The sequence below is a fragment of the Paenibacillus pseudetheri genome, assembly GCF_924513355.1.
Taxonomy (GTDB): domain Bacteria; phylum Bacillota; class Bacilli; order Paenibacillales; family Paenibacillaceae; genus Paenibacillus_AQ; species Paenibacillus_AQ pseudetheri.
Genome location: NZ_CAKMAB010000064.1, coordinates 1 through 25,245, shown reverse-complemented (window position 1 = coordinate 25,245; position 25,245 = coordinate 1). Strand labels below are relative to the sequence as shown.

26 protein-coding genes and 1 other annotated feature are annotated in these 25,245 nt (G+C 43.1%); of the genes, 22 read left to right on the top strand and 4 right to left on the bottom strand.

Annotated elements, in window-relative coordinates; translation table 11 throughout:
* Window positions 1-134: 134 nt before the first annotated feature.
* Window positions 135-305 (bottom strand): hypothetical protein, encoded by a 171-nt coding sequence (locus L1028_RS29775; RefSeq protein WP_156113190.1) that lies wholly within the window; start codon window positions 303-305, stop codon window positions 135-137.
* Window positions 306-614: 309 nt separating this feature from the next.
* Between L1028_RS29775 and L1028_RS29770 the strand changes: the two genes are divergently transcribed.
* The 8 genes from L1028_RS29770 (at window position 615) to arsC (ending at window position 5,194) form a co-directional block, all read left to right on the top strand.
* Window positions 615-1,271, top strand: coding sequence for a response regulator transcription factor (locus L1028_RS29770; protein ID WP_234541747.1), 657 nt, complete (start codon window positions 615-617; stop codon window positions 1,269-1,271).
* Window positions 1,272-1,333: 62 nt separating this feature from the next.
* Window positions 1,334-1,861 (top strand): DinB family protein, encoded by a 528-nt coding sequence (locus L1028_RS29765; protein ID WP_234541745.1) that lies wholly within the window; start codon window positions 1,334-1,336, stop codon window positions 1,859-1,861.
* A gap of 16 nt (window positions 1,862-1,877) precedes the next feature.
* On the top strand, window positions 1,878-2,021 hold the full coding sequence (locus L1028_RS29760) for a hypothetical protein (protein WP_234541743.1): 144 nt from the start codon (window positions 1,878-1,880) through the stop codon (window positions 2,019-2,021).
* A gap of 263 nt (window positions 2,022-2,284) precedes the next feature.
* Window positions 2,285-2,476 (top strand): hypothetical protein, encoded by a 192-nt coding sequence (locus tag L1028_RS29750; RefSeq protein ID WP_234541752.1) that lies wholly within the window; start codon window positions 2,285-2,287, stop codon window positions 2,474-2,476.
* A 66-nt stretch (window positions 2,477-2,542) separates the two neighbouring features.
* Window positions 2,543-2,920 (top strand): GNAT family N-acetyltransferase, encoded by a 378-nt coding sequence (locus tag L1028_RS29745; protein WP_423803108.1) that lies wholly within the window; start codon window positions 2,543-2,545, stop codon window positions 2,918-2,920.
* Window positions 2,921-3,012: 92 nt separating this feature from the next.
* Window positions 3,013-3,339: an ArsR/SmtB family transcription factor gene (locus L1028_RS29740; RefSeq protein WP_234541741.1), complete on the top strand. Its 327-nt coding sequence runs from the start codon at window positions 3,013-3,015 to the stop codon at window positions 3,337-3,339.
* 125 nt (window positions 3,340-3,464) lie between these two features.
* A complete protein-coding gene (locus L1028_RS29735) occupies window positions 3,465-4,754 on the top strand; it encodes an arsenic transporter (protein WP_234541739.1) in 1,290 nt (429 codons plus the stop codon).
* 20 nt (window positions 4,755-4,774) lie between these two features.
* On the top strand, window positions 4,775-5,194 hold the full coding sequence (gene arsC / locus L1028_RS29730; protein ID WP_234541738.1) for an arsenate reductase (thioredoxin): 420 nt from the start codon (window positions 4,775-4,777) through the stop codon (window positions 5,192-5,194).
* Window positions 5,195-5,283: 89 nt separating this feature from the next.
* Here the strand turns inward: arsC and L1028_RS29725 are convergent, their stop codons facing one another.
* On the bottom strand, window positions 5,284-6,495 hold the full coding sequence (locus tag L1028_RS29725; RefSeq protein ID WP_234541737.1) for an oxalate decarboxylase family bicupin: 1,212 nt from the start codon (window positions 6,493-6,495) through the stop codon (window positions 5,284-5,286).
* 169 nt (window positions 6,496-6,664) lie between these two features.
* Here L1028_RS29725 and L1028_RS29720 point away from each other — a divergent pair, with 169 nt between their 5' ends.
* From L1028_RS29720 to L1028_RS29680, 9 genes are all read left to right on the top strand, one after another.
* Entirely contained in the window at window positions 6,665-7,519 is an 855-nt protein-coding gene (locus L1028_RS29720) for a copper amine oxidase N-terminal domain-containing protein (protein WP_234541736.1), read from the top strand.
* A gap of 48 nt (window positions 7,520-7,567) precedes the next feature.
* On the top strand, window positions 7,568-9,124 hold the full coding sequence (locus L1028_RS29715; protein WP_234541734.1) for a tetratricopeptide repeat protein: 1,557 nt from the start codon (window positions 7,568-7,570) through the stop codon (window positions 9,122-9,124).
* A 68-nt stretch (window positions 9,125-9,192) separates the two neighbouring features.
* Window positions 9,193-9,453, top strand: a binding site (T-box leader).
* Between the two features lie 176 nt (window positions 9,454-9,629).
* Complete coding sequence (locus tag L1028_RS29710) at window positions 9,630-11,309, top strand: glutamine--tRNA ligase/YqeY domain fusion protein (RefSeq protein ID WP_234541733.1); 1,680 nt, start codon at window positions 9,630-9,632, stop codon at window positions 11,307-11,309.
* Between the two features lie 74 nt (window positions 11,310-11,383).
* A complete protein-coding gene (locus L1028_RS29705) occupies window positions 11,384-11,590 on the top strand; it encodes a DUF2933 domain-containing protein (protein ID WP_042191958.1) in 207 nt (68 codons plus the stop codon).
* 266 nt (window positions 11,591-11,856) lie between these two features.
* Window positions 11,857-13,116 carry an Nramp family divalent metal transporter gene (locus L1028_RS29700; RefSeq protein WP_234541749.1) on the top strand — a complete coding sequence of 420 codons (1,260 nt, stop codon included), beginning with the start codon at window positions 11,857-11,859 and terminating at the stop codon, window positions 13,114-13,116.
* A gap of 81 nt (window positions 13,117-13,197) precedes the next feature.
* The gene (locus L1028_RS29695) at window positions 13,198-13,833 is read left to right on the top strand and encodes a GntR family transcriptional regulator (RefSeq protein ID WP_234541732.1); all 636 of its coding nucleotides are present in this window, start codon (window positions 13,198-13,200) and stop codon (window positions 13,831-13,833) included.
* Between the two features lie 194 nt (window positions 13,834-14,027).
* Window positions 14,028-15,167: an ABC transporter ATP-binding protein gene (locus L1028_RS29690; protein WP_234541731.1), complete on the top strand. Its 1,140-nt coding sequence runs from the start codon at window positions 14,028-14,030 to the stop codon at window positions 15,165-15,167.
* Window positions 15,164-15,820 carry an ABC transporter permease gene (locus L1028_RS29685; protein WP_279306934.1) on the top strand — a complete coding sequence of 219 codons (657 nt, stop codon included), beginning with the start codon at window positions 15,164-15,166 and terminating at the stop codon, window positions 15,818-15,820. The genes L1028_RS29690 and L1028_RS29685 overlap by 4 nt, the downstream gene beginning before the upstream one ends.
* 42 nt (window positions 15,821-15,862) lie before the next feature.
* Window positions 15,863-16,774, top strand: a complete 912-nt coding sequence (locus L1028_RS29680; RefSeq protein WP_234541730.1) for a glycine betaine ABC transporter substrate-binding protein — start codon at window positions 15,863-15,865, stop codon at window positions 16,772-16,774.
* Between the two features lie 72 nt (window positions 16,775-16,846).
* Here the strand turns inward: L1028_RS29680 and L1028_RS29675 are convergent, their stop codons facing one another.
* Entirely contained in the window at window positions 16,847-17,998 is a 1,152-nt protein-coding gene (locus L1028_RS29675) for an N-acetylmuramoyl-L-alanine amidase family protein (RefSeq protein ID WP_234541729.1), read from the bottom strand.
* Window positions 17,999-18,154: 156 nt separating this feature from the next.
* Here L1028_RS29675 and L1028_RS29670 point away from each other — a divergent pair, with 156 nt between their 5' ends.
* Window positions 18,155-19,162, top strand: coding sequence for a TIR domain-containing protein (locus L1028_RS29670; RefSeq protein ID WP_234541728.1), 1,008 nt, complete (start codon window positions 18,155-18,157; stop codon window positions 19,160-19,162).
* On the top strand, window positions 19,159-19,395 hold the full coding sequence (locus L1028_RS29665; protein ID WP_076285512.1) for a hypothetical protein: 237 nt from the start codon (window positions 19,159-19,161) through the stop codon (window positions 19,393-19,395). The genes L1028_RS29670 and L1028_RS29665 overlap by 4 nt, the downstream gene beginning before the upstream one ends.
* Before the next feature lie 535 nt (window positions 19,396-19,930).
* Here the strand turns inward: L1028_RS29665 and L1028_RS29660 are convergent.
* A complete protein-coding gene (locus tag L1028_RS29660) occupies window positions 19,931-21,016 on the bottom strand; it encodes an LLM class flavin-dependent oxidoreductase (RefSeq protein WP_234541727.1) in 1,086 nt (361 codons plus the stop codon).
* Between the two features lie 243 nt (window positions 21,017-21,259).
* Here L1028_RS29660 and L1028_RS29655 point away from each other — a divergent pair, with 243 nt between their 5' ends.
* The 3 genes from L1028_RS29655 (at window position 21,260) to L1028_RS29645 (ending at window position 25,009) form a co-directional block, all read left to right on the top strand.
* Window positions 21,260-22,600, top strand: coding sequence for an outer membrane protein assembly factor BamB family protein (locus tag L1028_RS29655; RefSeq protein WP_234541726.1), 1,341 nt, complete (start codon window positions 21,260-21,262; stop codon window positions 22,598-22,600).
* 166 nt (window positions 22,601-22,766) lie between these two features.
* Window positions 22,767-24,050 (top strand): ArsB/NhaD family transporter, encoded by a 1,284-nt coding sequence (locus tag L1028_RS29650; protein WP_234541724.1) that lies wholly within the window; start codon window positions 22,767-22,769, stop codon window positions 24,048-24,050.
* A gap of 182 nt (window positions 24,051-24,232) precedes the next feature.
* On the top strand, window positions 24,233-25,009 hold the full coding sequence (locus tag L1028_RS29645; RefSeq protein ID WP_234541722.1) for an ABC transporter ATP-binding protein: 777 nt from the start codon (window positions 24,233-24,235) through the stop codon (window positions 25,007-25,009).
* The last annotated feature ends 236 nt before the right edge of the window (window positions 25,010-25,245 follow it).

Sequence of the window (25,245 nt, the reverse complement as noted above, 5' to 3'; positions counted from 1 at the left end):
GGCTGAAAAGTCTGCTTTCACGTTATCTGGAACTTTGTTAACCTTTTGGAACCGCCGTATGCGGACCCGCATGTACGGTGGTGTGAGAGGACGGAGGCTTACCGCCTCCTCCTACTCGATTTTAACAGTGCGGTTTAGACGTCGGTTTTGGAAACACCGTTTAAGCTGGGAACATAATCGGCAGCTTTATCGATGTTTACCATCTGAGCCGCTTCATTAAAGTTATTGTTATTCTGTGCATTGTTTTTCTTACTTGGTTGATGTTTGCCTGGTTCACCTTTGGGACTGGCGTTATTTTTTGGCATGACATTCACCTCCATATTCTCCCCATAGTATGAGAAGGTAGTTTGAATTTTATGCCAGACGAGGAGATGGTGAGGTGCACGTTTTGTTTATAGATGAAGGAATATCGTGCATAAAAGTATATTATTTCCTATTGAATTCATTTAAAATGGTAGAGAATACATGACTCGAATTACAAATATGTATAATTTTGTTCTTCCGGGAGATTCAAATGAGAGTGAACCCGTTATTTTTTCATATCAGGGCTACTATGCATTTTTGCTTTCTTATCATTCATTTTGTGGAGAAGAAAAATAGAGGAGGCGATGACGATGATACGTATCTTGTTGGTTGATGATCATCCTTCAGTTGGAGAAGGAACTAAGAATATGATTGAGCAGGATGCTGATATGGAGGTAACCTTTGTTTTGTCAGCGATGGAAGCTTTCGATATGCTGGAGCAGCAAAGATTTGATGTTATATTATGCGATCTTAATATGCCTACAATTAGCGGAATTGAATTCACCAAAAGAGCCGTTCAGCGTGATCCCGAATCTAAAGTGGTGATTTATACCGGATATGAAATCAGTGCGCATTATAACCTGTTGATGGAGTCAGGGGTTACAGGATTTATCTCTAAGACAGCTTCCAGAGAACAGTTGTTAAATACCATTCGTTGCGCACTAAGAAATGAGGCTGTCATTCCAGTTTCTTTACTCAAGCAGCTACGCAGAAATGATATCAAGATATCCAATAACCGGGATAATCAGTTCATTGAAGAAGTATCTATTAATCAAAAAGAACAAGAAATACTCCAAGAAGTTGCCAGTGGAAAAAGCAACAAAGACATAGCCGGCAAACTTTTAATGTCACAAAGGACTGTGGAGTATAATCTGACGAGAATCTTCGAGAAGCTGAGTGTACATTCCAGATCCGAAGCTATCGTGGAGGGAAAACGGCTGGGACTTGTTAGAACGGAGCAATTTTGAGCTGGACAAATACATAGTCTTGTAAATTTACAAATTCGAAGATATGAAGGAGAGATCTCATAATGATCGACATGGACAAAATATATCTGATTACTGATATCCCAGGTTACTCCCCACAAATTAGTCGTCTTTTATCGATGATGAACTACGCAAGACATACTACATTAGCGGCTGTTAAGGATCTAACTATAGATCAACTAGACTATTTATTGGATTCGGAGTGCAATTCTATTGGAGCATTATTATTACACTACGCTGCAGTAGAGTATGCATATCAAGTAGCGACATTTGAGGGAAGAGATTTGTCTGAAGAAGAGTTAACGATATGGGGGCCGGCACTGAACTTAGGACATGAAGGTCGAGCGATGATTAAAGGAAATGATCTTAGCTATTATTTAGACCGTTTAAATGAAGTAAGAGAAAGAACGTATGCATTGTTCGCAACCGTGGATGATGACTGGTTATATACAGAAGAGGAATTCTGGCATAACAAACAGGCGAACTACTATTTCATGTGGTTTCATGTGTTCGAAGATGAAATTAATCACAGAGGCCAAATTAGATTGATACGAAAAAGAGCGCTAGCTTAAAGAAAGGGGAACATGAATGGAGTTCATAGAGAAGAGTATAAAGCCTTTAGTTAAAAAGTACCCGTTGCTCTCGAAGGTTATCTTAGCAGTACTCATCTTCGATATCGTTTATTACACAGGTAAAGAAATTGGGCGAATGGCCTATTATATGAATCACTAAATAATTAAAAAGCAGGACAAGACAATAAGCAAGATGACCGAAAAGGAAATGGATGATTAATGCGGGGTCAGACGATTATTTAGTAAAGCCGTTTGATCCCGTTGAATTGGTACTGCGTGTGAAATCTTTATTGAAGAGATATCATGTAACCCCTTCGAATGTTATTCAATTAGGGGAGTAACGTTGATCTTGGCAATTTAACAGTAGCAAACGCCGATCAAACAGTTGAGTTAAAAAAGAAGGAATGTGAACTGTTATTTGCTTTGGCGGGTCCAGATATAGCGGTTGTTCATGAGCCAAGTGAATCTGTTTTTTCTTTAGACAAGGAGAAGGTTGCTATCGTAGGGATTCCTAAGATCCATGATGCCAAAGGCATTGTGATGAAAATTCTAAATATACATGATTGTAAAATTGAAGTGGAAGTAAAGTCGGAGAAGGAACCCGGTTTGTTGTAACGATTTCTAGAACCTGAACCGCATGAATAGTTAATGGGCTAAAGCTAAAGGTTAACTTTGAGGGGGATGATGATGCAAGATCGAAATCCTATTTATTTACGCGAATTGAAGCATACGGACTGGAAAGATGTTCATGCGTATTGTTCCCAGGATCGTGTGTGCCATACGGACAGAAGCGGTGAAATCGGCTATACTGTCCATCCTGATGTCTGGGGACAGGGAGTCGCTACAGCAGCAGCCGGACTAATGTTGAATTTTGGTTTTGAAGAACTGCATCTACATCGAATATACGCGACCTGTGATCCTCGAAATAGTGGATCATCCAAGGTGCTCACCAAGATTGGCATGACCTATGAAGGAAGATTAAGAGATGCTTTACTTATTAAAGATGGTTGGCGTGATTCTTTGATGTTCAGTATGCTGGAGCATGAGTGGTGTAAGTAAGACAAGTTAAAATAATTTCTTGCTTCGTACGGATAAGTTCATTACAATATAAGTATTCGCTTATATAAGGATTGGAAGGAGGGGAAGAAGGAATGCAGGCACTGACGAATATTGCTGATGACTTGAAGCTATTAGGAGACAAGACACGTCTAGCTATGCTTTCTCTTCTGAAAGAACGGGAATGGTGCGTGTGTGAATTTGTTGATATTTTTGATATATCCCAGCCGGCGATTAGTCAGCATTTACGGAAATTGAAGAGTAGAGGGATCGTAAGGGAAAGCAAACGAGGACAGTGGGTACATTATTCGTTAAATGTCGAGGATAAACCGTATCTTAAGGCTGTTCTTCAGGAGATGCCTAGTTCTGAATCAATATTGGCTGCTTTGAATAAAGAAGTTAAAGCGACTTGCTGCGACTAAAATTTAGTTGTAAATTTTTTTTAGACTGTATATAACTATATAGTTATATGGTGATGTAGCATGTATTCGTTGATTATAGGAGTGTTGAGAAAGATGTGGTTGTACAGTTCAGGGGGGATGGCACAGTGGTCATTCTAGCCATACTTATTTTTATAGTAACTTTAATCTTTGTAATCTGGCAGCCTCGAAATTTATCGATTGGATGGTCAGCCTGCGGCGGAGCGATCATTGCTTTACTAGCTGGGGTAGTTAGCTTTAATGATGTTCTGGATGTAACACAAATGGTGTGGAATGCGACGTTGGCGTTTGTTGCAATCATCTTAATTTCCTTAATTTTAGACAGTATTGGATTTTTTGAATGGGCAGCGTTACATATGGCGCGAGCAGCACGGGGGAACGGAACACGAATGTTTGTCTATGTCATCGTTCTTGGTGCGTTGGTTTCTGCCTTTTTTGCAAATGATGGAGCGGCGCTAATACTTACCCCTATTGTACTTGCTATGGTAAGAGCGCTGAATTTTGATGAGAAAAAAGTATTTCCATTCATTATTGCTAGCGGCTTTATTGCGGACACCACCTCATTGCCGCTTGTGGTTAGCAATCTTGTGAATATCGTATCGGCTGACTTTTTTGGAATTACCTTTATGGAGTATGCGGGGAAAATGATTGTACCTACGCTATTCTCATTGATAGCGAGTATCGTGGTGCTTTATTTCTTTTTTCGCAAAAGTATTCCGAAGCGATTTAATGATTCCGAACTAAAAGATCCGCAAGAGGCTATTAAAGATAAGAAGATGTTCCGTCTATCATGGATTGTACTGGCTATTCTTTTAATAGGGTATTTCGTTAGTGGATTCTTGAAGATTCCGGTATCAGTGGTTGTGGGAATCATTGCAATTTTGTTCATGCTCCTCGCGAGAAGAAGCCCTTCCGTCAAGGTGAAAGAAGTGCTTACAGGAGCACCTTGGGCGATTGTGTTCTTCTCCATTGGAATGTATGTCGTGGTATATGGACTTCGGAATGCGGGTCTAACTGATCTACTCGCTAAGGCGATAGGAATGATTGCTGATCAGGGTCTATTCGCTGCAACTATGGGTATGGGGTTCATTGCTGCATTGATCTCATCATTGATGAATAATCTGCCCACTGTAATGATTGACGCACTCGCAATTGATGCAACGCATACAACCGGAGTTATTAAAGAGGCATTAATATATGCGAATGTTATAGGTTCAGACTTAGGCCCTAAAATCACCCCAATTGGCTCACTAGCAACGCTGCTGTGGCTCCATGTGCTTTCGGCCAAAGGTGTGAAGATATCCTGGGGAACGTATTTTAAGACGGGTATTATATTAACTATCCCAACGTTGTTTATTACACTTTTAGGTCTCTATCTGTGGTTGTTGATTACTTAATTTGAAAAGGGGAAGATCAGATGGACAAGAAAACGATTTATTTTTTATGTACAGGAAACTCTTGCCGGAGTCAGATGGCTGAGGGCTGGGCGAAGCAATATTTAGGGGGAGAATGGAACGTGTACAGCGCTGGAATTGAAGCCCACGGTCTCAATCCAAAAGCTGTACAAGCTATGAACGAAGTAGGCATAGATATCACTGGACAGACCTCGGATATGATTGATTCTAATCTGCTGAATAATGCGGATCTAGTCGTTACGTTATGTGGAGACGCTGCGGATAAATGTCCAATGACGCCTCCGAAGGTCAAACGGGAACACTGGGGCTTCGATGATCCGGCAAAAGCGCAAGGGAGCGATGAAGAGAAGTGGGCAGTGTTCCAGCGTGTGCGTGACCAGATTGAGGTAAGAATCAAACGATTTGCGGAGACCGGCGAATAGTTACCAGGTGAAGCATCCTATTCTTTTAAAAATATAAGAAAGTATAAGTTTCACACTATACCTTATCCTTATATTTCTAGCAAAAACGCTTACCGTCCTTTAGGGACGTCGGAGGCGTTTTTGCTTGGCTTAGGATAATTCACAACGGGCCATTTCACTTTCCTTAAGGCGTTCATTACCTCTGGTCCAACGTTCAGGTTACTTTGAACCAATTCATGGGGAGTGAGAGCCATCCATTGATTCAGAGAAACGTCGGCAAAACGATCGCTTTTGAACATTTCAAGGAACCATAAGGAGTCGTCGCCTATATTCTGAATATAATGTCCAAACGCAAAAGGAACATATCCTACATCGCCCGCTCTGTAGTTGAAGGTACGTGCTACACCATTTCCAGCGAATACGGTCATGCGTCCTCTTCCGGTAAGATAATACTGCCATTCATCGTTATTTGGATGCCAGTGCAGCTCTCTCATCCCTCCGGGTTCAATTTCTACCAATGCGGCAGCTACGGTTTTGGAGATGGGAAAGTTACTGGAATCGACTATTCTGACGCTCCCGCCGGGAGTTTTCAGCGGAGGTTGAGCCAATAAAGAATGTTTAAAGGTTTGTGGGATCTCTCCGTATGGAGATTCTACCCTTTGACTTTGCAATGAACCCGGAACCTGATCCTGATAAATATAGACCTGTTCGGTGGGAATAGAGTCGAATGCAGCGGCAGGCACCCCAAAGTTAGCCGAAAGAACTTCTTTAGGAGTATGGGCAAACCAATCGGAAATGGACAAGGTGTTTAGATCAGAGAAACTTCCATCGTCGAATACAAGCAGAAACTCACAGCCTTCTTCAAGACCTTGTATAGAGTGGGGAATACCTGGCGGAAAATACCATAGATCACCTGGCCCCACATCTGCTATGAAGTTTCGACCATTTTGATCTACGGCAGTAATTCGAGCTCGACCTAGCAGCATATAAGACCATTCCGCTTGCTGATGCCAATGGAGTTCACGAACTCCACCGGGGGTTAGGCTCATGTTGACGCCAGCTAGTGTAGTGGCGATGGGGAGGTCTCTGACCGTCACCTCTCTCGACCAGCCACCATGATTAAGCTGCATATGTGCATCGGAGAAAGAGAATTTTAAATTGGGGACGAGACCGGCATCGGTCACGGGAGGGACAAACATGTCGGGATTCTCCAAATCCCGCATTATATCACGTGGTCCTTTATCTAATCCCCCTGCGCCATCGCTTCGAATGGGCTGAGGGATATTTGTCTTTCTTGGCGAATCCTGTCCATCTGCAGTCATCCATCGCACTCCTTTCATGATTCTAAATAACTCAATGGAAATATATGCGGAATCCTGTCTTTTATGATGAACAGCAGAAGTGGAACAAGTTGACATGAGCAAGGGGATCATTGATTATTACTAATAGAGGCTTTGTTGTAGACGGAGTAGAGAGGGAGAGGGGTTTGAGATGAATCACATTAAGGAGTCCTTACAACGATTAGGGAAAATAAGAGCTTATGTCATAGGTCTATTGGTAATCATTTTCGCCGCGGGTTCTGCGGTTACACCTACATCGGTGTCGGCGGCTGTTCAGTTAGGGACTCAGGTAATGCCACTGTCATATGGGGGGTATTACGTCCTTTTTCCAGGTAAACTCGCTCCTTATTTTAAATCAGGTAAATTAATGGTGCCGATTCGGGCTTTCTCGAGTGCGATTGGTGCAGATTTGCTCTATGACGCATTAACGAACAGCGTTACGGTTTCACTACTGGATCGCTCTGTAGGGAAGATTAAAGCAGGTCAGCTAGAGGCAGAATTTAATGGGGAGACAGAAGATTCATTAGGGATCGCCCCAGAGATCAAGGATGGAATCCTGTTTGTTCCAGCATCCCCTATTCTAGAGGGGTTAAAGACATTTCGCTGGGAAACTCAGTTCAATAACGTGAATAAATTAACCCTTGGTATTGGCGCCAGAAAAGGGGAGGAATGGGCAAAGCCTGAGGCGGATCGTGCGCTTGCCCCTTACCCAGTGGAGACAACAGCACATCCATATCCGTTATATCCTTATAAGCTAACACAGACTCAATCCGGGAAAGAATACAGACTAACCTTAGGCGTGCAAAATACCTCTGGCTTTGTCATCCCTAAAGGGAATGCGGAACTGGAGCTGGTGAGTGTGGACAGCAAAGGGAACTCTTACTACCAAACGTTAAAAGGACCTGACTCGTTAACCTCCAAGGCGGCATTATTATCATTTTCTGTTTCCATTCCTGCTGAGGCTGAATATGTCATTTTCAGGTCACGCACTTTAAGAGCGGAATAAATATCATAGTTGTTTAACAAGATATACAGAGAGCAGGTTAAGAAATAGATGACAGGTAAAGAAGGGCAGCACTATCGCTTCAGTGAAGCACCCATTTGGGAATTGCAGCGGGCTTATTATGAAGAACAGGGATTAAAGGCTTGGAATAATGATCAGGTTCCGCAGTATATTACGAGTAATCCTATGATTGCGACTGCATACGCGGAAATGATCTTCGGATTCCTGCAAGATCGGGCTGGACAAGGACATCTCTCTGAAGCAGTCACTATACTGGAATTGGGAGCGGGAGCGGGCCGATTAGCGTTCCATATCCTTAAGAAGCTATCTGAGATCATAGATTATGCGGGGACTCCACTTCCTCCTTTTCGTTATGTGATGAGTGATTTACCCGTTAAAAATATAACCAGCTGGCAGCAGCACCCAAGCTTACTTCCATTCGTAGAGCAGGGTATACTGGATTTTGCACGTTTTGATGCTGTACAGGATACTGAACTACATTTAGTACACGCTAAGCTCAGCATCAAACCCGGTGATTTACAGCAGCCGCTGCTGCTTGTGGCGAATTATTTTTTTGACAGTATCCCGCAGGAATTAATTTATGTGGATGAAGGTAAAATATTTGAATGTGAGGTGTCGATTCAGTATTCAGAGTCTGCAGGATCGGACAACCCCTCTGATGTACTCGGTACAATCATCCCACAGTATCATTATGTTCGAGCGGCTAATTACGAAGTAGAAACCTACCCCTATCACGATGTTATAAAGCTCTATCAGCAGAAGCTGGAGGATTCCCATATTCTGTTTCCTGTGGTGGGGCTTAGTTGTCTGGAGCGGCTAGCTAAGCTGTCTACAGAAGGGTTCGTACTCCTTACAGCGGATAAGGGAGATCACCGGATAGAAAATTGGGAATTTGCTGAACCACCTTTGCTGATTCATCACGGTAGCTTCTCCTTAACGGCGAATTATCATGCCATTCAGCATATGTTGGAGCAAAAAGGAGCATACTCCTTATTTACCACTCATCATTATAAGAACTTGAATATTGGATGTATTCTTATGCTGGACGCGCCGATGAGCTATACGAACACTCGGTTAGGTTACAAGCGGTTTATAGAGCGTTTTGGCCCGGATGATTTCTTCAGTATGAAGGAATGGATGGATCAGGAATTAGATACGATGGGGCTCCAGCAGATTTTGGCTTTTTGGCGCTTAGGTGGATATGATGCAGAATGGTTTATCCATAGTGCTGAACAGATTTCGGAGCTGCTGCCGGATGCCAGTGATGAAGAAATGCTGGATCTTCAGCAGGGGATACGATTAATGTGGACAGGCTACTATCCGATGGAACAGAGCTATGACCTATCACTGGATGCTGGGTTACTGCTGTATGAAATGGATAAGTTCGAGGAGGCGTTAGCCTACTTAGAGCGGTCTATGCATGCCAATACGGAAGAACCATTAGCCTCGGTGCTTTATAGTATGGCGATTTGTAACTATGAGCTTGGAGCTGAAGGGGCTGCACTGGATTACGCGCGTAGAGCTTTGGCTGTAGAGCCGGATAATGAAGTAGTGTTGGAACTGATAACGGCTCTGAGCGAGGATTAAATCGTAAGCAGACAGAAGTACAGCACCATTTACACAGGACCATCTATTTGGTATCCTATACAAAATAATTAAACGCGATGACGAGAAGAGTAAATAAAATCATTCTTTCACAGAGAGCCCTGAATGATGAGAACAGGGTAAGGGAGATTTTATCGAAACAAGCCTCTGAGCGGCATATCGGAACCGATCGACGGGGATGGTATGACGGGAGCTCCTGTTATAGAGCTAGAGTATAAGCACTGCGTAAGCTGCATTGCCGTACTTGATGAGATTAATATGGCGACATATTAATGAACCTGGGGTGGTACCGCGAGAATTTCGTCCCCAAGACCATAAGTCTTGGAGGTGAGGTTCTTTTTATTTAAATATAAGAAAGTATAAGTTTCACATACTTTATCCTTATATTTCTCGCTTAAACGCTTACCGTCCTTATAGGACGCCGAAGGCGTTTATGCTTGTGCAGAATAATCAGGCGGATATCACTTATAAACAGGAGGTAATACCAATGAACAAGGAACCGGAAGTATTAGCAGAGAGTTACATCGACAGATTGATTCAAGAAGAGCTGGAAGCTGGGACTTACAGTAGAGATATTTGCACGAGATTCCCACCGGAGCCTAACGGGTATCTGCATATTGGCAGTGCGTATGCTATTCACACGAACTATACGACTGCGAAAAAGTATGGCGGGAAGTTCCATTTGCGCTTTGATGACACCAATCCTTTAAAAGAGGATCTGGAGTATGTAAATGCTATTCGCGAAGATATGCTATGGATGGGCTACCCACCAGACCATACTTTCTACGGATCAGACTATTCGGAAAAAATATACAATAGCGCGGTAAAGTTAATCCAAAAAGGAAAAGCCTACGTCTGCGATTTATCACCTGAAGAGGTGTCAGCTTATAGAGGAACGCTTACGGAGCCGGGAAAGAACAGCCCATATCGGGAGCGTTCTGTGGAAGAGAATTTGAAGTTATTCACGGAGATGAGGAATGGAGCCTATCTGACGGGAGCCAGAGTATTACGGGCCAAAATAGGTATGAGCTCACCTAATATCAACTTGCGTGATCCAGTGATTTATAGAATCATTCATGCGGAGCATTATAGAACAGGCAACGATTGGTGCATCTATCCGATGTATGATTTTGCCCATCCTATACAAGATGCGATCGAAGGGATTACGCATTCCCTATGTTCCATTGAGTTTAAGGATCATCGACCACTGTATGAGTGGGTACTGAATGAACTGGATACCCCTGAGGCTCCAAAGCAAAGGGAGTTCGGACGCGTAAATATCACCGGCGTCGTTACTAGCAAACGGTATATTAGACAACTGGTTACAGGACATTATGTGGATGGCTGGGATGATCCAAGACTTCCAACGCTTCGTGGACTGCGGAGAAGAGGTTTTACGCCGGAGAGTATTCGGAATTTTGTGAAGGAAATTGGATTTGTTAGGAATAGCACCATTGTAGATATTGCCATGTTAGAGTATTCGCTTAGACAAGATTTGAAGGCGAAGGCAACTAGCGTGATGGCTGTTCTAAAGCCTCTAAAGGTGGTTATTACTAACTACCCTGAGAATCAAAGCGAATGGCTCAAGATTGAGAATAACAGTGAGGATAAGACACTCGGGGAAAGGGAAGTTCCTTTTTCACGGACGCTTTATATTGAACAAGAGGATTTCATGGAGGAGCCACCCAAAGGTTATCACAGGTTGACTATAGGGAATGAGGTTAGGTTAAAGGGCGCCTACTTCATTAAGTGCAATGAGGTGCTCAAGGACGAAGCAACTGGAGAAGTTATAGAGCTTCGCTGCACCTATGATCCGAGAACGAAGAGTGGAAGTGGATTTAATGAACGGAAGGTTAAAGCGACCATCCACTGGGTATCGGCAGAGCACGGGATCAAGGCGGAAGTTCATCTATATGAGCGGTTGCTAAAAGATAACGATGGTCCTAAAGAAGAGGATGAGCGCTGGGACGCGTATCTTAATCCAGATTCCCTAACCATTCTGAAGGATTGTTTATTGGAGCCTTCCATGGCGAGTTCACTTCCAGAAGATAAATTTCAATTCATCCGGCATGGATTCTTCTGTGTGGATAAGAAATATACCACAGCAGATAAGCTGGTACTGAACCGAATCGTGCCGCTGAAGGATACATGGAAGAAAAATTCGTAATTCACAGCACATCCTTTCTCCACAACTTTTCTTTATGATATAGAGGTCATAATGAAATTGTAGGAGGTAATGCTATGAATTGGTCTTGGTTAATCACATTGATCTGTCCTTTGATGATGTTATTTATGATGTTCGGACTGGGTGGGAAACATGGACACGGGCACGGGCATGGGTCGAGAAAGCAAGCGTCGCCTGATTATCAGGAGCTTCAGAAAGAATTGAATGAGCTGAAAATGCAGAATGAACAAATGAGAAGAGATATTCAAAGTCTCACACCATAAGCATTTCGGAGTAATTAACTTAAGCTGGGCGAAGATCGGGTAACTTCTGATCATCGTTCAGCTTTTTTTGTTCTTGGTCGTAGGTGGACAAGCATATGAAAAATTATAATGAAACATATTTACATTTTTCAGAAATGAGCATATACTTTAAATATAAGTTGCACATAGGAAACTTTCGTGTATATAGACAACTTTTTTGGGCAAGAGGAGGAATTGACATGTTGGAACAAACTTTAATAGAACAACCACATATAGAACAACCGCATATGAGACAACATAAAAACTCCATTTCGGCGCAAGCCGTACTTAATGGGGAGACCAAAGGAATTAAAAGATTACTTCCTTTCTTAGGTCCAGCGTTTATCGCTGCGGTTGCTTATCTGGATCCGGGTAATTTTGCCACCAACATTACAGCGGGTTCAAAATACGGCTATCTCTTATTATGGGTAATTGTAGCCTCGAACTTAATGGCTGTTCTTATTCAGGCATTGTCGGCCAAGCTTGGTATTGCTACCGGGAAGAACCTGCCGGAGATTGCTCATGATCGTTTCCCGAAGAGTGTATCGATCTTCTTATGGATTCAAAGTGAACTGGTGATAATAGCTACGGATCTGGCGGAGTTTATCGGGGCAGCATTAGGACTTTATCTATTGTTTGATATTCCCATGCTGCCTGCAGCAATGATCACTGCTGTTGGTTCTTTTGCTATCTTAGAGCTTCAGCGCCGGGGATACCGTTCCCTTGAGGCAGGAATTGCTGCAATGATTCTTATAGTTGTATTAGCTTTTGCTTTTCAAGTTATTGTTGCTAAACCGGATATGGGTGCAGTTGCAGTAGGCATGTTCACACCTAAGTTTGAAGGGGTGGATAGCATTCTCTTGGCCGCAGGAATTCTAGGCGCAACCGTGATGCCACATGCCATTTATCTACATTCATCACTTACACAGAACCGTATCGTAGGAGTAAATGAAGCGGAGAAGAAACAGATCTTTAAACTGGAATTCATAGATATCATTATTGCGATGATTATTGCAGGGGCAGTGAATCTGGCGATGGTTATTGTCTCAGCCGCATTATTTTTCAAAAATGGTATCGTGGTTGAGGATTTGGATGTTGCGTTTCAGCAATTTAGTCATTTAGCTGGACCCGTAACGGCGATCTCTTTTGGTTTAGGACTACTCATCGCAGGACTATCGAGCTCATCTGTAGGAACTATGGCTGGTGATGTAGTGATGCAAGGCTTCATCAACAAAAGAATTAATCTGTACTTACGCCGTGCGATTACGATTATTCCACCTTTGGCTATCATCGGTTTTGGTGTAAATCCAACGAAAGCACTCGTTATCAGCCAGGTGATCTTGTCCTTTGGGATTGCCTTTGCTCTGGTACCACTGGTTATGTTTACAAGCAATCGTCAGATTATGGGCGGGTTAGTGAATCGTAAGATGACAGCGGCTCTCGGCTGGCTTATCTCTGGTCTGGTTGTATCGTTAAATTTATTTTTGGTCTATCAAATTTTTGTATAAGACAGGACATCTTTATTTGGTGAGTGAAAAAAGGTATACTTGAGCATGTTTATAATTCACGCCAGAGTAAGGAGATCAACAATGTCCATGCAAGAAATATCCGGTTATAAGTCTATAGCCCTTGATATTGCACAAAGAATTGTAAGCGGGGAATTTCCCGTACAGAGTAAGCTATCCGGGCGTTCTCTATTGGCAGGGCAATATCATGTTTCTCCCGAGACGATTCGTAAGGCTATGGGATTATTGAAGGATGAGAATATAGTGTTTGTTTCGCAGGGAAAAGAGATTATTGTCATCTCTGATCAAAAGGCGTATGAGTATATTACCAGGAATAACTATCTGAAATCAGTTTATTCGTTGAAACAGGATCTAGAGCAACTGTTGCTTGAAAAGAAGAAACTCGACGGCAAGTTCGAGAGGCTACTAACTGGAATTATCGAGGCATCAGACCGGATGAAGAATTTAAAGCCGTACCACCCGGAAGAAATTACAATCCATGAAGAATCACATGTGGTTGGCAAAACCATTGGAGCCTTACAATTTTGGCAGAATACAGGTGCTACGATTATAGCGCTTCGCCGAGGTGCAAACGTAACAATCTCCCCAGGTCCACATGTCATACTCAGAGAAAATGATGTACTTGTAGCAGTTGGTGATGAGAAAATGTACCAAAGAACAGAGCAATTTATTAATAAAAATGCAGAGAATCATTTATAATAATAGATCAAAAAAAGGCTATCCAGCGGGGGTTATCACTGGATAGCCTTTTTTATAATCACAATATTACATTTATTTACAAACAACTTATTACAATAATGTAGGTTGTCAGTTGGGGAGTTGTTTGTTATAGTTTAACTTACAGAGTCGCCCGGCGAGATGATCTAATGATAGAGATAAGAAGGAGAGACCCTATGCTGAAATTTGAAAAAGTAGGTAAGAAATACCCGAATGGTTATGAAGCAGTTAAGAATATTAGCTTTGAAATTGAAGCTGGAGAAATACTAGTATTGATCGGTCCGAGCGGTTGCGGAAAGACAACAACGATGAAAATGATAAATCGTCTTGTTCCGCATACTTCAGGCCATATTTATATCCACGGCAAGGATATCACCAAGGAGAACCCCGTAACCCTCCGCAAGAACATCGGTTATGTTATTCAACAAGCTGGTTTGTTCCCGCACTACACCATAGAAGACAATGTAGGCCTTATTCCCGACCTAAAGGGGTGGGATGTGAATAAGAGAAAAGAACGGGTGCTCGAAATGCTCCGTCTAGTCGGACTTGATCCGGCCCTATATGCCAAACGTTATCCGAAACAATTATCAGGTGGGCAGCAACAGCGTGTAGGTGTAGCCCGTGCCTTGGCAGCTGATCCCGAGATTATATTGATGGATGAACCGTTTGGTGCTTTGGACCCTATTACCCGTGAGCAGCTGCAGGATGAACTGCTGCGCATGCAACAAGAAGTGAAGAAGACAATAGTATTTGTAACACATGATATGGATGAAGCACTGAAGCTTGGAGATAAAATCGCTATTCTTAAAGATGGTGTAATCGTTCAACTAGATACACCGTATGAGCTGCTCAGCCGGCCTGCTAATGATTTCGTAGAGTCATTTATCGGCAAAAACCGTATTTACCAAAACCCTGAGTATATCCCCGTAACAGAAGTCATGCGTGACAATCCATCCACATCTCTTCCAAGCCGCACGCTGGGTAAAGCTCTTACCTTTATGCGTCAACGCAAAATGGATACATTACTGGTTGGAAACGAGAAAGGTAAGCTGCTTGGCATAGTCTCCGCTTATGATGTTACAGCTAAAATGGAACAAAGCCTTACTATCGAAGAAATTATGACACCACCTGGGGTGGTGCTGCAGGATACAGCAACAGCAAGAGACGCATTATCATTGATTACGGAAGCTCCTTACGGCATTATTCCGATTGTAACCGCTGAGGGGAACATTGCCGGGATTGTTACAAGAGGCAGTCTTCTGACGGCGTTTGCCGCACAATGGGGAGGCGTGAAAGAGGAGGAAGTGTCTGTATGAGAGATCAATCGTTATGGCAACAACTTATATATCAATTAGATATACGTAGGGAAGATTTGATTCATTCTATGGGAGTGCATATGCAACTTGTGCTCTTGTCCATGTTATTTGCAATTATTGTTGGCATTGCGCTTGGAATCATGATTACACGGGTTAAACCTCTGAAAGGTATTACGCTTGGTGCGGCTGGAATTCTTCAGACGATACCTAGTCTGGCGATGCTCGGATTTATGATTCCTCTATTTGGTATAGGGATGAAGACGGCGGTTGTCGCTTTATTTCTGTATTCACTGCTGCCAATTATCCGTAATACCTACACGGGAATTACTGATGTGGATCCGTCTATAGTGGAAGCGGCCCGGGGAATGGGGATGAAGAGCTGGCAGATTCTATTCAGAGTTCAACTCCCTTTAGCTTTAAGTGTAATTATGGCGGGGATCCGTACTGCTGCAGTTATTAATGTAGGGACAGCAACACTGGCAGCCTTTATCGGTGCTGGCGGATTGGGTGAATTTATTTTCCTAGGTATTCAACGGAACATCGAAGCACTAACCTTACTTGGCGCTATTCCGGCTGCGATTCTTGCACTCGTGCTGGATTATCTGCTTGGATTGCTTGAACGGTTAACGACTCCAAAGGGATTGAAAGTATAACTAAACTCTGGTCTCGAAAGAATATAAAAGGGGAGATTATATATGAAAATTCCAAAATTGATGACAGGCGTTTTAACTACAGTATTAATGGGGGCGCTACTTACCGGGTGTGGTGGCGGGAATAATAACGCTGCTGGTAACGGTGGAGAAATTACAATTGGCTCTAAAAACTTTACGGAGAATGTTCTACTCGCTCATATGATGGCAGATCTAATAGAAGATAAAACAGATATTAAAGTGAAGCGTCAGATGAACTTGGGAGGCTCTAATGTAGCTTGGAGTGCACTTGAGAATAATAACATCCAGCTATACCCGGATTACACCGGTACTATTGTAGCTAATTACTATCAGGAGAAGACTGGAAACTCCGAGGAATCGTTGGCCAAAACCAGAGAACTGCTTGAAAAAGATGATCTGGCCTTTCTGGATCCATTCGGCATAAATAATACCTATACTTTAGCTGTTAGTCGCGAAACGGCTGAGAAGTACAATTTAAAGACTTTCAGCGATTTGGCGAAAGTGTCTGGAGAAATGGTTCTTGGCGTAGAGTTCGAGTTCTTGGATCGTGAGGACGGATACCCTGGTATCCAAAAACTATACGGTATGGATTTCAAGCAGAGCAAAGGAATGGACCATGGTATCATGTACCGTTCGATCGACGATGGGGAAACCGATGTAACCAATGCATATGCGACGGATGCGCAAATTAAAGTACATGATCTGGTGATTCTGCAGGATGATAAAGAATTCTTCCCACCTTATGATGCAGGACCGATTATTCGTCAGGAAACACTAGATAAATACCCTGAATTGGAAGGCATCTTAAATCAATTGAACGGACAGATCAGTGACGAAGAAATGCAGCAATTGAACGCAGAGGTTGATGTGGATGCGCTCAAGGAAGAGGATGTAGCTCGTGATTTCCTGATTAAGAAGGGATTAATCGAAGGCTAAATACGAAATACAAACTAAAGCAGGCTAGGGAATTTCCTAGCCTGCTTCTTTACTGATTATTTGTAGGTCTGGCTAGTTTTTGAAGTAGTCTCCCAATCCTTCCGCGATAGCCTTGGCTGCTTTTTTCTGATAGGAGGATTTGCGGACAATAGATTCATCTATAGGATTGGTAAGGAATCCGAGTTCAACTAAGGTAGCTGGAATTCGACTCTCCCTCAGGATGTGATAATCGCCAAAGGACAACCCGTTGCTCTTAAGGCCGATACCTTGTCCCAGCCGGGTTTCAATTGCTCGTGCCAGCTTCAGATCATCGGATTCGGAGTAAAAGAAGGTCAGGGTCCCGGACACTTTTTTCGGAGAAGAATTATAATGAATGCTTACAAATGCATCTGCACGCAGAGCCTCACTCATCTGAACACGCCGAGCGAGTGTAGGCTTCTGATCCTCTCGGGTACGTGTCATTTCTACCCGTGCACCTTTAGCTACAAGGGCATCGCGAACATAAATTGCAGTTTGCAGATTCAAATCCTTTTCCATGGTGTTATATGTAGTGCCAAGCATTCCCGGATCACTGCCACCATGACCGGGATCTACAACGATTAATTTTCCTCGCAAATTTCCTGTGCGCGAAACGGTGCTTGTAGTGCTTGTGCTGCTTGGCGTGGCTCCAGTTCGGATATATTGTGCCGCGACCCAACCGATGTCACCACTAGCTGTTCGAATTCGCGCCCAATCGTTCTGACGAAGGAGGAGGGTAGCCGTATCCTTAGCTTTTAAAGAACCGAGTACCTTATATTGTGTGCCTGGACCGCTTCGGATGCGCAGCGAATCTGTCGTTACTGTAACCTTTGTGGTGCTACTCAAGGCGCTGGTTGAGGTGGAAGAAGTAGTGCTGGGTTTGGAAGCAACCGATGATCCAGAAGCACCAGATTGCTTGGAGCTATTGTTCACCTTTTTAAGATAATAGCCGGCTACCCAGCCAGAGATGTTCCCCGTCTTAACCTTTAACCACCCGTGCTGTTCATCGGTCACAGTTACTTTTGCTCCGTTCTTAATAGATCCTACAACAGTTGCATTCTTTGCCGGCTCATTGCGTACATTTAAAGAGTTCGCGTATACCTGAGCGGTATAACTAACTGCTGCCGTTTTAGCTTCAGCAGGCTGTGACGCTGCTATACCCATAAGGCTAGCTGCAAGCAATGTGACACCTATCATTTTTTTCATAGTAACCTCGCTTTTTCAAAGTAGTCGTAATTTTTTACCCACTTTACGAGGTTTAGAATAATATTTTTTGAGATATTATGAGAACTTGGCCTCTTTTCCGGTGGTCTAAAGACTTGTATAATTATTACATATCGGGAAGGATGAAGGAGCACTGCCGTGACTAAACCAAAGCTATTCATTGGATCTTCCAGGGAATCCATACGTTATGCAAGAGCGATTCATGAGCAGTTGAAGAGGGATGCTGAAGTACATCCTTGGTATGCCAATGCCTTTCGAGCAAATGAATACACGATGGAGGCACTGGAGAGAAATTTGGACGAGAGCGATTTTGCCGTATTTGTGTTCTCGCCAGATGATATCGCCAAAATACGCGGTAAATTTTATTATGTGACTCGTGATAATACGGGGTTTGAAATGGGTTTGTTTTGGGCCAGATTACGACGTAATCGCGTCTTTTGCTTAGTGCCGGATCAGGTGACTGCCCGCAACGACTTAATCCCTGGACAGAATGTTGAAGAATATCATCTGTTGTCCGATTTATCTGGAATTACAGCTTTAGAGTATGAGATGCACCATGATAATCCTACGGCTGCTGTGGATGTGAGCTGTGGTAAGATTATTGATAGTGTCCAGGGGTTTGGGAAGTTCCGTGACCCGGTGAAAGATTTAGAGCAGCTAAAGATGGAATTAAGGCGCATAGAAAGTATCCTTCATTTTTTTTGGCAATATAATAGTAATGTGACCATCTCTGAGGATGGAGAGAAGTATCACGCACTCAGTGAGGCGGTCCGCAATTCTTTCTTACCTCCGAAGCATTGTCGTGTGATCGGTGCTGCGATCTGGCAGGCTCAAGAGAAGGAACAGCTTGTTCAGGTGGGAGGGAATGTCGGACGTGGGCACTCCTATTCCTTGACTGTAACGAAAGGGAATGAGAAGCAGCCTAGTGTGGTAGATGCATTTTTATCAAGCAAATGGACTTTTTTTCAACGCACTGAAGTTGCAGAGGTATATATCCTATGCTATCCTCTAGGTAAGAAGTATGTTCTTTCCGTACACTTTTCAGGGAGTGATGGATTATCTGCGGATGATCTTAAGGCGGTAGTTGCGAATAATCAGGATTTATTCCGTACCATCAATCATTTAGTAGGGGAGGATTCAGCATGAAGCGAATAAAGGGTATTAACAACTTATCGGGTGCTGTTCTCCGTTCTGCAAGTGGTGGAAGCAGGAGTGCAGAAGATAATAAGAATACCACAAGTAAAACAGGGTCGAGCCATTCCGCTCAGCAACCAGCTTCAGCTCAAATTTATACTGCGCCTTCTTTAGATGGCGGAGACGATGAATATAAGAAGCTTATTAGCGGGAAGGTAGATAACAATAAACCATCCTTTGCGTGATGAGCATAAGTGCTGTCTCAAAAGTAGTGAATCTACTTAGGGGGCAGCTTTTTTTTGCAAAAAGGTAAGGATTGATTAAGGACATTAATAAAATTAAGGAAATAAAGGAAATCAGCCGCAAGGTAAAGATGCTGATGGTTGACTAGTCCAGTACCTATAACGGGTAGCTGATGAATAGTCCTGCAAAAATACATTTATTAATGATACGAGAGTGGCGAAGGCGATGATTCCTGCAAATCTGCACATTTGCAGGTTTCTCTAGTCCAGTTTAAGGTATGGATAAATATGGGGAAAAAAATGTTTATTGTGAGATGTGAGTGATTTGATTTGAGCCGAGCGCGTTATGGATGAATAAGAAGGAGTAATATTCCCTTTGTCGGACGTCGGATATTGCTGAGGGGCTGGGCTTGGACACTCTGCATAACGTGCTGCTACAAGCCACAATGCAGGCAAGCCCACAATGGAGCAAAAGCAAAGTAGCGCTTCTCCACGAACGGGAGAAGCGCTACTTTGCTTACTTGGACAGCCTTCAGTTCTATCTGCTGCTTTTCTTGGCGATCTCGCGTCGTACGACAGGGGCGACTTCTGTTGCCAATAGTTCAATTGCCTTGGCTACCTTGGCGTATGGAAGGCCGCCGATATCGAGCTGAGTCATAAAGCGGCTATGGCCGAACAGCTCATGCTGGTAGAGGATTTTCTCGATAATTTGCTGCGGGCTGCCGACAGCCATCGTGTTATCAGCAGATACATATTGCCCGAAGTCGTCACGAGACACGCTGTATTCTTGTCCAGGTTTTGGGCTGATGGAATTACGATAACTATAGTAGTACGGGTAATATTCATCGAGCGCCTGCTGTGAAGTTTCGGCAATGTAGCCGTGGCTAGTAATCGCAATCTTTAAAGATTCAGGGGCATGACCCGCTTGAATTCCAGCGCGTCGATAAGTTGCGGCAAGTTCTTGGAAAGGTTCTGGACTACCGCTAAGAATGGCGATGGCCATTCCAGTTCCGAGTACGCCAGCTTTTTCCGCGCTTTCAGGAGAACCACCTACACCAATCCATACAGGAAGGTTTTGCTGAAGAGGGCGTGGTGCAATCTCAGAATTCTTCAAGGATGAGCGAAAGGAGCCCTCCCAGTTCATAATTTCATGCTTATTAAGCTCGAGAAGCAGATTGATATTCTCGGCAAATAGTCGATGATAGTCTTCAAGTTTATACCCAAAGAGCGGAAAAGATTCCAGAAAAGCACCACGTCCAGCGATAATCTCTGCACGGCCATTTGACAGTAGATCAAGTGTGGCGAAATCCTCAAACACGCGCACAGGATCAATGGTGCTTAATACAGTAGTGGCGCTCGTCAGCTTAATTCTGCGGGTAACCTGGGAGATGGCTGCCAGCACGACTGGAACCGAAGAAATCGCAAAATCAAGACGATGATGCTCACCTACACCGAATACATCAAGCCCCGCCTCATCCGACAGCTTGGCCGCAGCTACAACTTCGTCGAGTCGTTGTTTCGGGCTGATCTTATTACCGGTATGACAATCAGCTACAATGTCTCCTAAGGTGTAGATACCGAATTCAAAATCGGATGCTGGTGCTGTGGTTACCTTGTTACTCATGATTACAAACCCCTTGTTATTCATATATTTGATAAAGCTTGTTCGTTTATAGAAGAATGTGATTATTATAACACAATAACTTACAAATTGTAAGTTTATGAGTAAATGTTTTGATTTCCGTTCTTATCAATGTCAAAATGAGGAATAATAATCCATGTTCTTACATCCTGCTCGTCATTAGTATTATATTTTTATTTTGAGAATCTATCCAATTGAGGCATTTATATGAGGAGGCGTGTGGTGGTGAGAGGAACATTATTGAAGTCATATTTTCGTACTGCGATTATTGGTTTAGGGGTATTACTTATGGTAAATCCGGCACAAGCTGTTGCGGTTGATTCACACACCTCGTATGTAGGCTCGAATTTTGAGGATTATTATGCAAACCTGCCTGCTGCGAAGGTGGAGTGGTCAACTTCAATGGATTTACCAACTTCTGAAAATGTACCTACGGACTATCTCATAGGTAAAGGGGTTGTTGTCGTTGGAGCAGGTAAAGCTTTTATCCTTCAGAAGGGTCAACTGCTCGCCATTAACGTTCAAACTGGAAAAGTAGCATGGAAATACGGCTCTAAATTAAAGACACCGCTGCTCTATCAAAACGGCGTGACTTATGTAACTTCGGAGGCGGGTACAATCTATGCAGTTAATGCCGCTACTGGAAAAAATAAATGGAGCTCATCAGTAAACAGTAAAGGTGTCAGTCAATTGGTTATTGATAAAGATCAGCTATTTGCTACAGCAAATGGTGATATCCAAGCCTACAATCTGAAGGATGGGAAATTGCAGTGGCGTGATAATTTCGGTGAAAAGCTGTATGAACCGTTCATGGTTGAGGGGAACCTGATATTAGCTCAAAACTCAGAATCCGGAGCGTATACGTATGACATTCTACATGCCTTTGATCGAACAACGGGTAAAGAGCTTTGGAATAACAGAGATCATTATTTTCCGATTACTGAGATTAATGGAACGCTTATAACACAACGGAAGGCTACCTTATTCGACGCTCTTCCTCTTACTACACTCGACAGTTTGGATGTTAAGATAGGTAAAGTAGTGAAGACGGTAGTTTATAACCCTGCTAATATTGACCCAAATGATCCCGAAGCACCAAAGGGGGGCATTGCTTGGAGTGACGGTGACAGAATTTTTATAACAGGACAAAAAGGTGTTTACAGCTATCCAGTCAATGCTGATCCTGCTACCGTAACACGCGATAATTATTCTTACGAATCCATCGGAGCTAAGTTATCCTACGCCGCTGGGCCTTACGATGGAAGAATTCTTTTTAGTAAAGAACAGAGCATTTATGGTGTTAAAATGGCCAATAAATCAGTGATTCAGTATACTGGAATCAACAATCCGATTGCCCGCTTTGATCTGCTTGGACATGGTATGTATGTGGCCCAGACTGACGGCAAATTAATCGCGATAGATTTGATTTCCGCAAAACCGGTTGTGCAGCTCAAAACATCAGGTAGAGTGTTCGGTCCAACCTTGCTGGAAAGCGGTATGATTATTGTGCAGAGTAAAGGTATTTTGACCGCTTTCAAGGAGCCTCAGGTTTTGAAAATGAAATAATTGACTCCATAAAAAACGGCTCTCCAATAAATACTCGGCAGAGTCGTTTTTTATTGAATAATCCACAATTCCAGTGCGAAAAATATAAATCTAATTTATGATAAATAGGTTATATAATGAGTAGGTTACACATTAACGAAATTAAAGAGAAGGACCGGGGGATATCATGGAACAGCAAGCGATTTGGGCGATAGGTATTTTTCTACTGATTTATGGACTGATTATTTCTGAGAAAATTCATCGTACAATCTTAGCGATGTTAGGCGCAATTGTTATGGTAGCGATGGGCATTGTGGATCAGGAGACAGCACTGCATCATATTGATTTTAATACCATCGGATTACTTGTAGGGATGATGATGATTGTAGGGATTACTGCAGAGACAGGACTTTTTAAATATGCGGCAGTGAAATCAGCAAAACTTGCGAAAGGGAAGCCGAGAAGAATACTGATTGCTTTGTTTGTTGTTACTGCTGTAGCTTCTGCTTTCTTGGATAATGTTACAACAGTGCTACTTATGGTGCCTGTTACCTTCAGTATTACAAGGCAACTGCGCATAAATCCGCTGCCTTTTTTGATGTCACAAATTATTGCATCGAATGTCGGTGGGACGGCAACATTGATTGGAGATCCACCGAATATTATGATCGGCAGTGCGGTGAAAGAGCTGACTTTTATGTCCTTTATCAGCAATCTAACACCTGTGATTATCATCATTATGTTGGCGTATATCCCGCTTTTACTACTGATGTTTAGTAAGCAAATTAAATCCACACCGGAATTGCAGCAGAGCATCATGGACATGGATGAGAAGGTAATGATTACAGATCATAAGCTGCTGCAAAAATGTTTGGTCGTACTTGGAATTACGATTACGGGCTTCTTTTTACATCAGGCGTTACATTTGGAGTCAGCGACGGTTGCTTTAGCAGGGGCTTTTTTACTGCTCTTATTAACCGGAGGAGAACACATGCTGGAAAAAGCTTTTCACAGCGTGGAATGGATTACGATCTTCTTTTTTATCGGACTGTTTGTTTTGGTATCAGGACTCGTCGAGACAGGTGTCATCGCGGAGCTGGCTGCCAAAGCGATTGATTTAACGGGTGGGGATGTGCTCATGAGCTCGATGATGATCTTATGGGTAAGTGCAATTGCTTCTGCGTTTCTTGATAATATTCCTTTTGTAGCAACGATGATTCCTTTGATACAGGAGATGGGACAGATGGGGATCACCAATCTGGAGCCCCTCTGGTGGAGTCTAGCCTTGGGTGCCTGCTTGGGTGGCAATGGTACATTGATCGGTGCCAGTGCCAATCTGATCGTTGCTGGTCTAGCTGGAAAAGAGGGCTATCCGATTACGTTCATGAAGTACTTGAAGGTGGGCTTCCCTTTAATGCTGCTGTCCATTGTGATCTCAAGCGTATATTTATATTTAAGATATCTAATGTGAACAAGTGTGTCTGAAATAAGTTTTATTGTTGACAGCTTTTCAAATGGATGATATTTTAAATATTATAATTCCAATTGATTTACTTTGAATAAAAATTACCGACTGTTCCTACAGAGGTATTGCGAATGTTAAAAGCGCAATACCTCTGTTTTTTTGTATACAGAATTGAAGGAGGGGTCGAGATGGGAGAAGCGTTGCTGTCGATTTCAAATCTAAATAAACGTTTTGAGTCTACCGGAGGGCGTGTTCAGGCACTATATAATGTTGATCTCTATGTGCAAGAGGGGGAATTCATTACGGTCATCGGGCCCAGTGGCTGTGGCAAAAGCACGCTGCTGCGCATCGTGGCCGGTTTGGACAGTGGATATACGGGGAGCGTTACCTTAGGAGGGACGGAGATTGGGGGTCCCGGAATCGATAAGGGATTTATTTTTCAAGAGCATCGTCTATTTCCATGGCTCACCGTAGAGAAGAATATTGCTTCCGATTTGCCGCTAGGCAACAAAGAAATTAGACGCAAGGTCGATGAGTTGATTGATCTCGTCAAGTTAAATGGGTTTGAGAAATCCTATCCCCGGGAGTTATCGGGAGGGATGGCCCAGCGGGTGGCGATAGCCCGTGCGCTATTGCGAAATCCCAAAATCCTGCTGCTGGATGAACCGTTTGGTGCTTTGGATGCGTTCACTAGAGCGCATATGCAGACGGTGTTACTGGACATTTGGCGGGCCAACAAAACAACCATGATTTTTGTAACGCATGATATTGATGAGGCTGTATTTCTAGGTAATCGGGTAGTGATTCTAGAACCTCGCCCCGGGAAAATACGTAAAATTGTCCCGGTTGATTTGCCATATCCACGTAAAAAAACAACGTCTTCCTTTCAAGAGCTACGCCTGAAGGTGCTGAATTATTTTGAAAAAGTTGATGAGCTTGAGCTTATTGACGGGGCAGGAATATAAATATGTCGACCATACCAATGGAGACCTCCGAGAGTATTGATATGCTCCCATCATAGTAGACAGTAGAAAAAACAAAAATTTCTACTGCTACAATGATGGGAGTTTTTCTAATGTGTAAAAGAAGTCCAGCCTCTTTAAAAGTAAAATTACATGTCGTACGGCTGTGCCTTGAGCACAAGTCAAATCCAAACTATGAGGCAAAACAGCTAGGTCTTAGTTCGCACACGGTTAGAGAA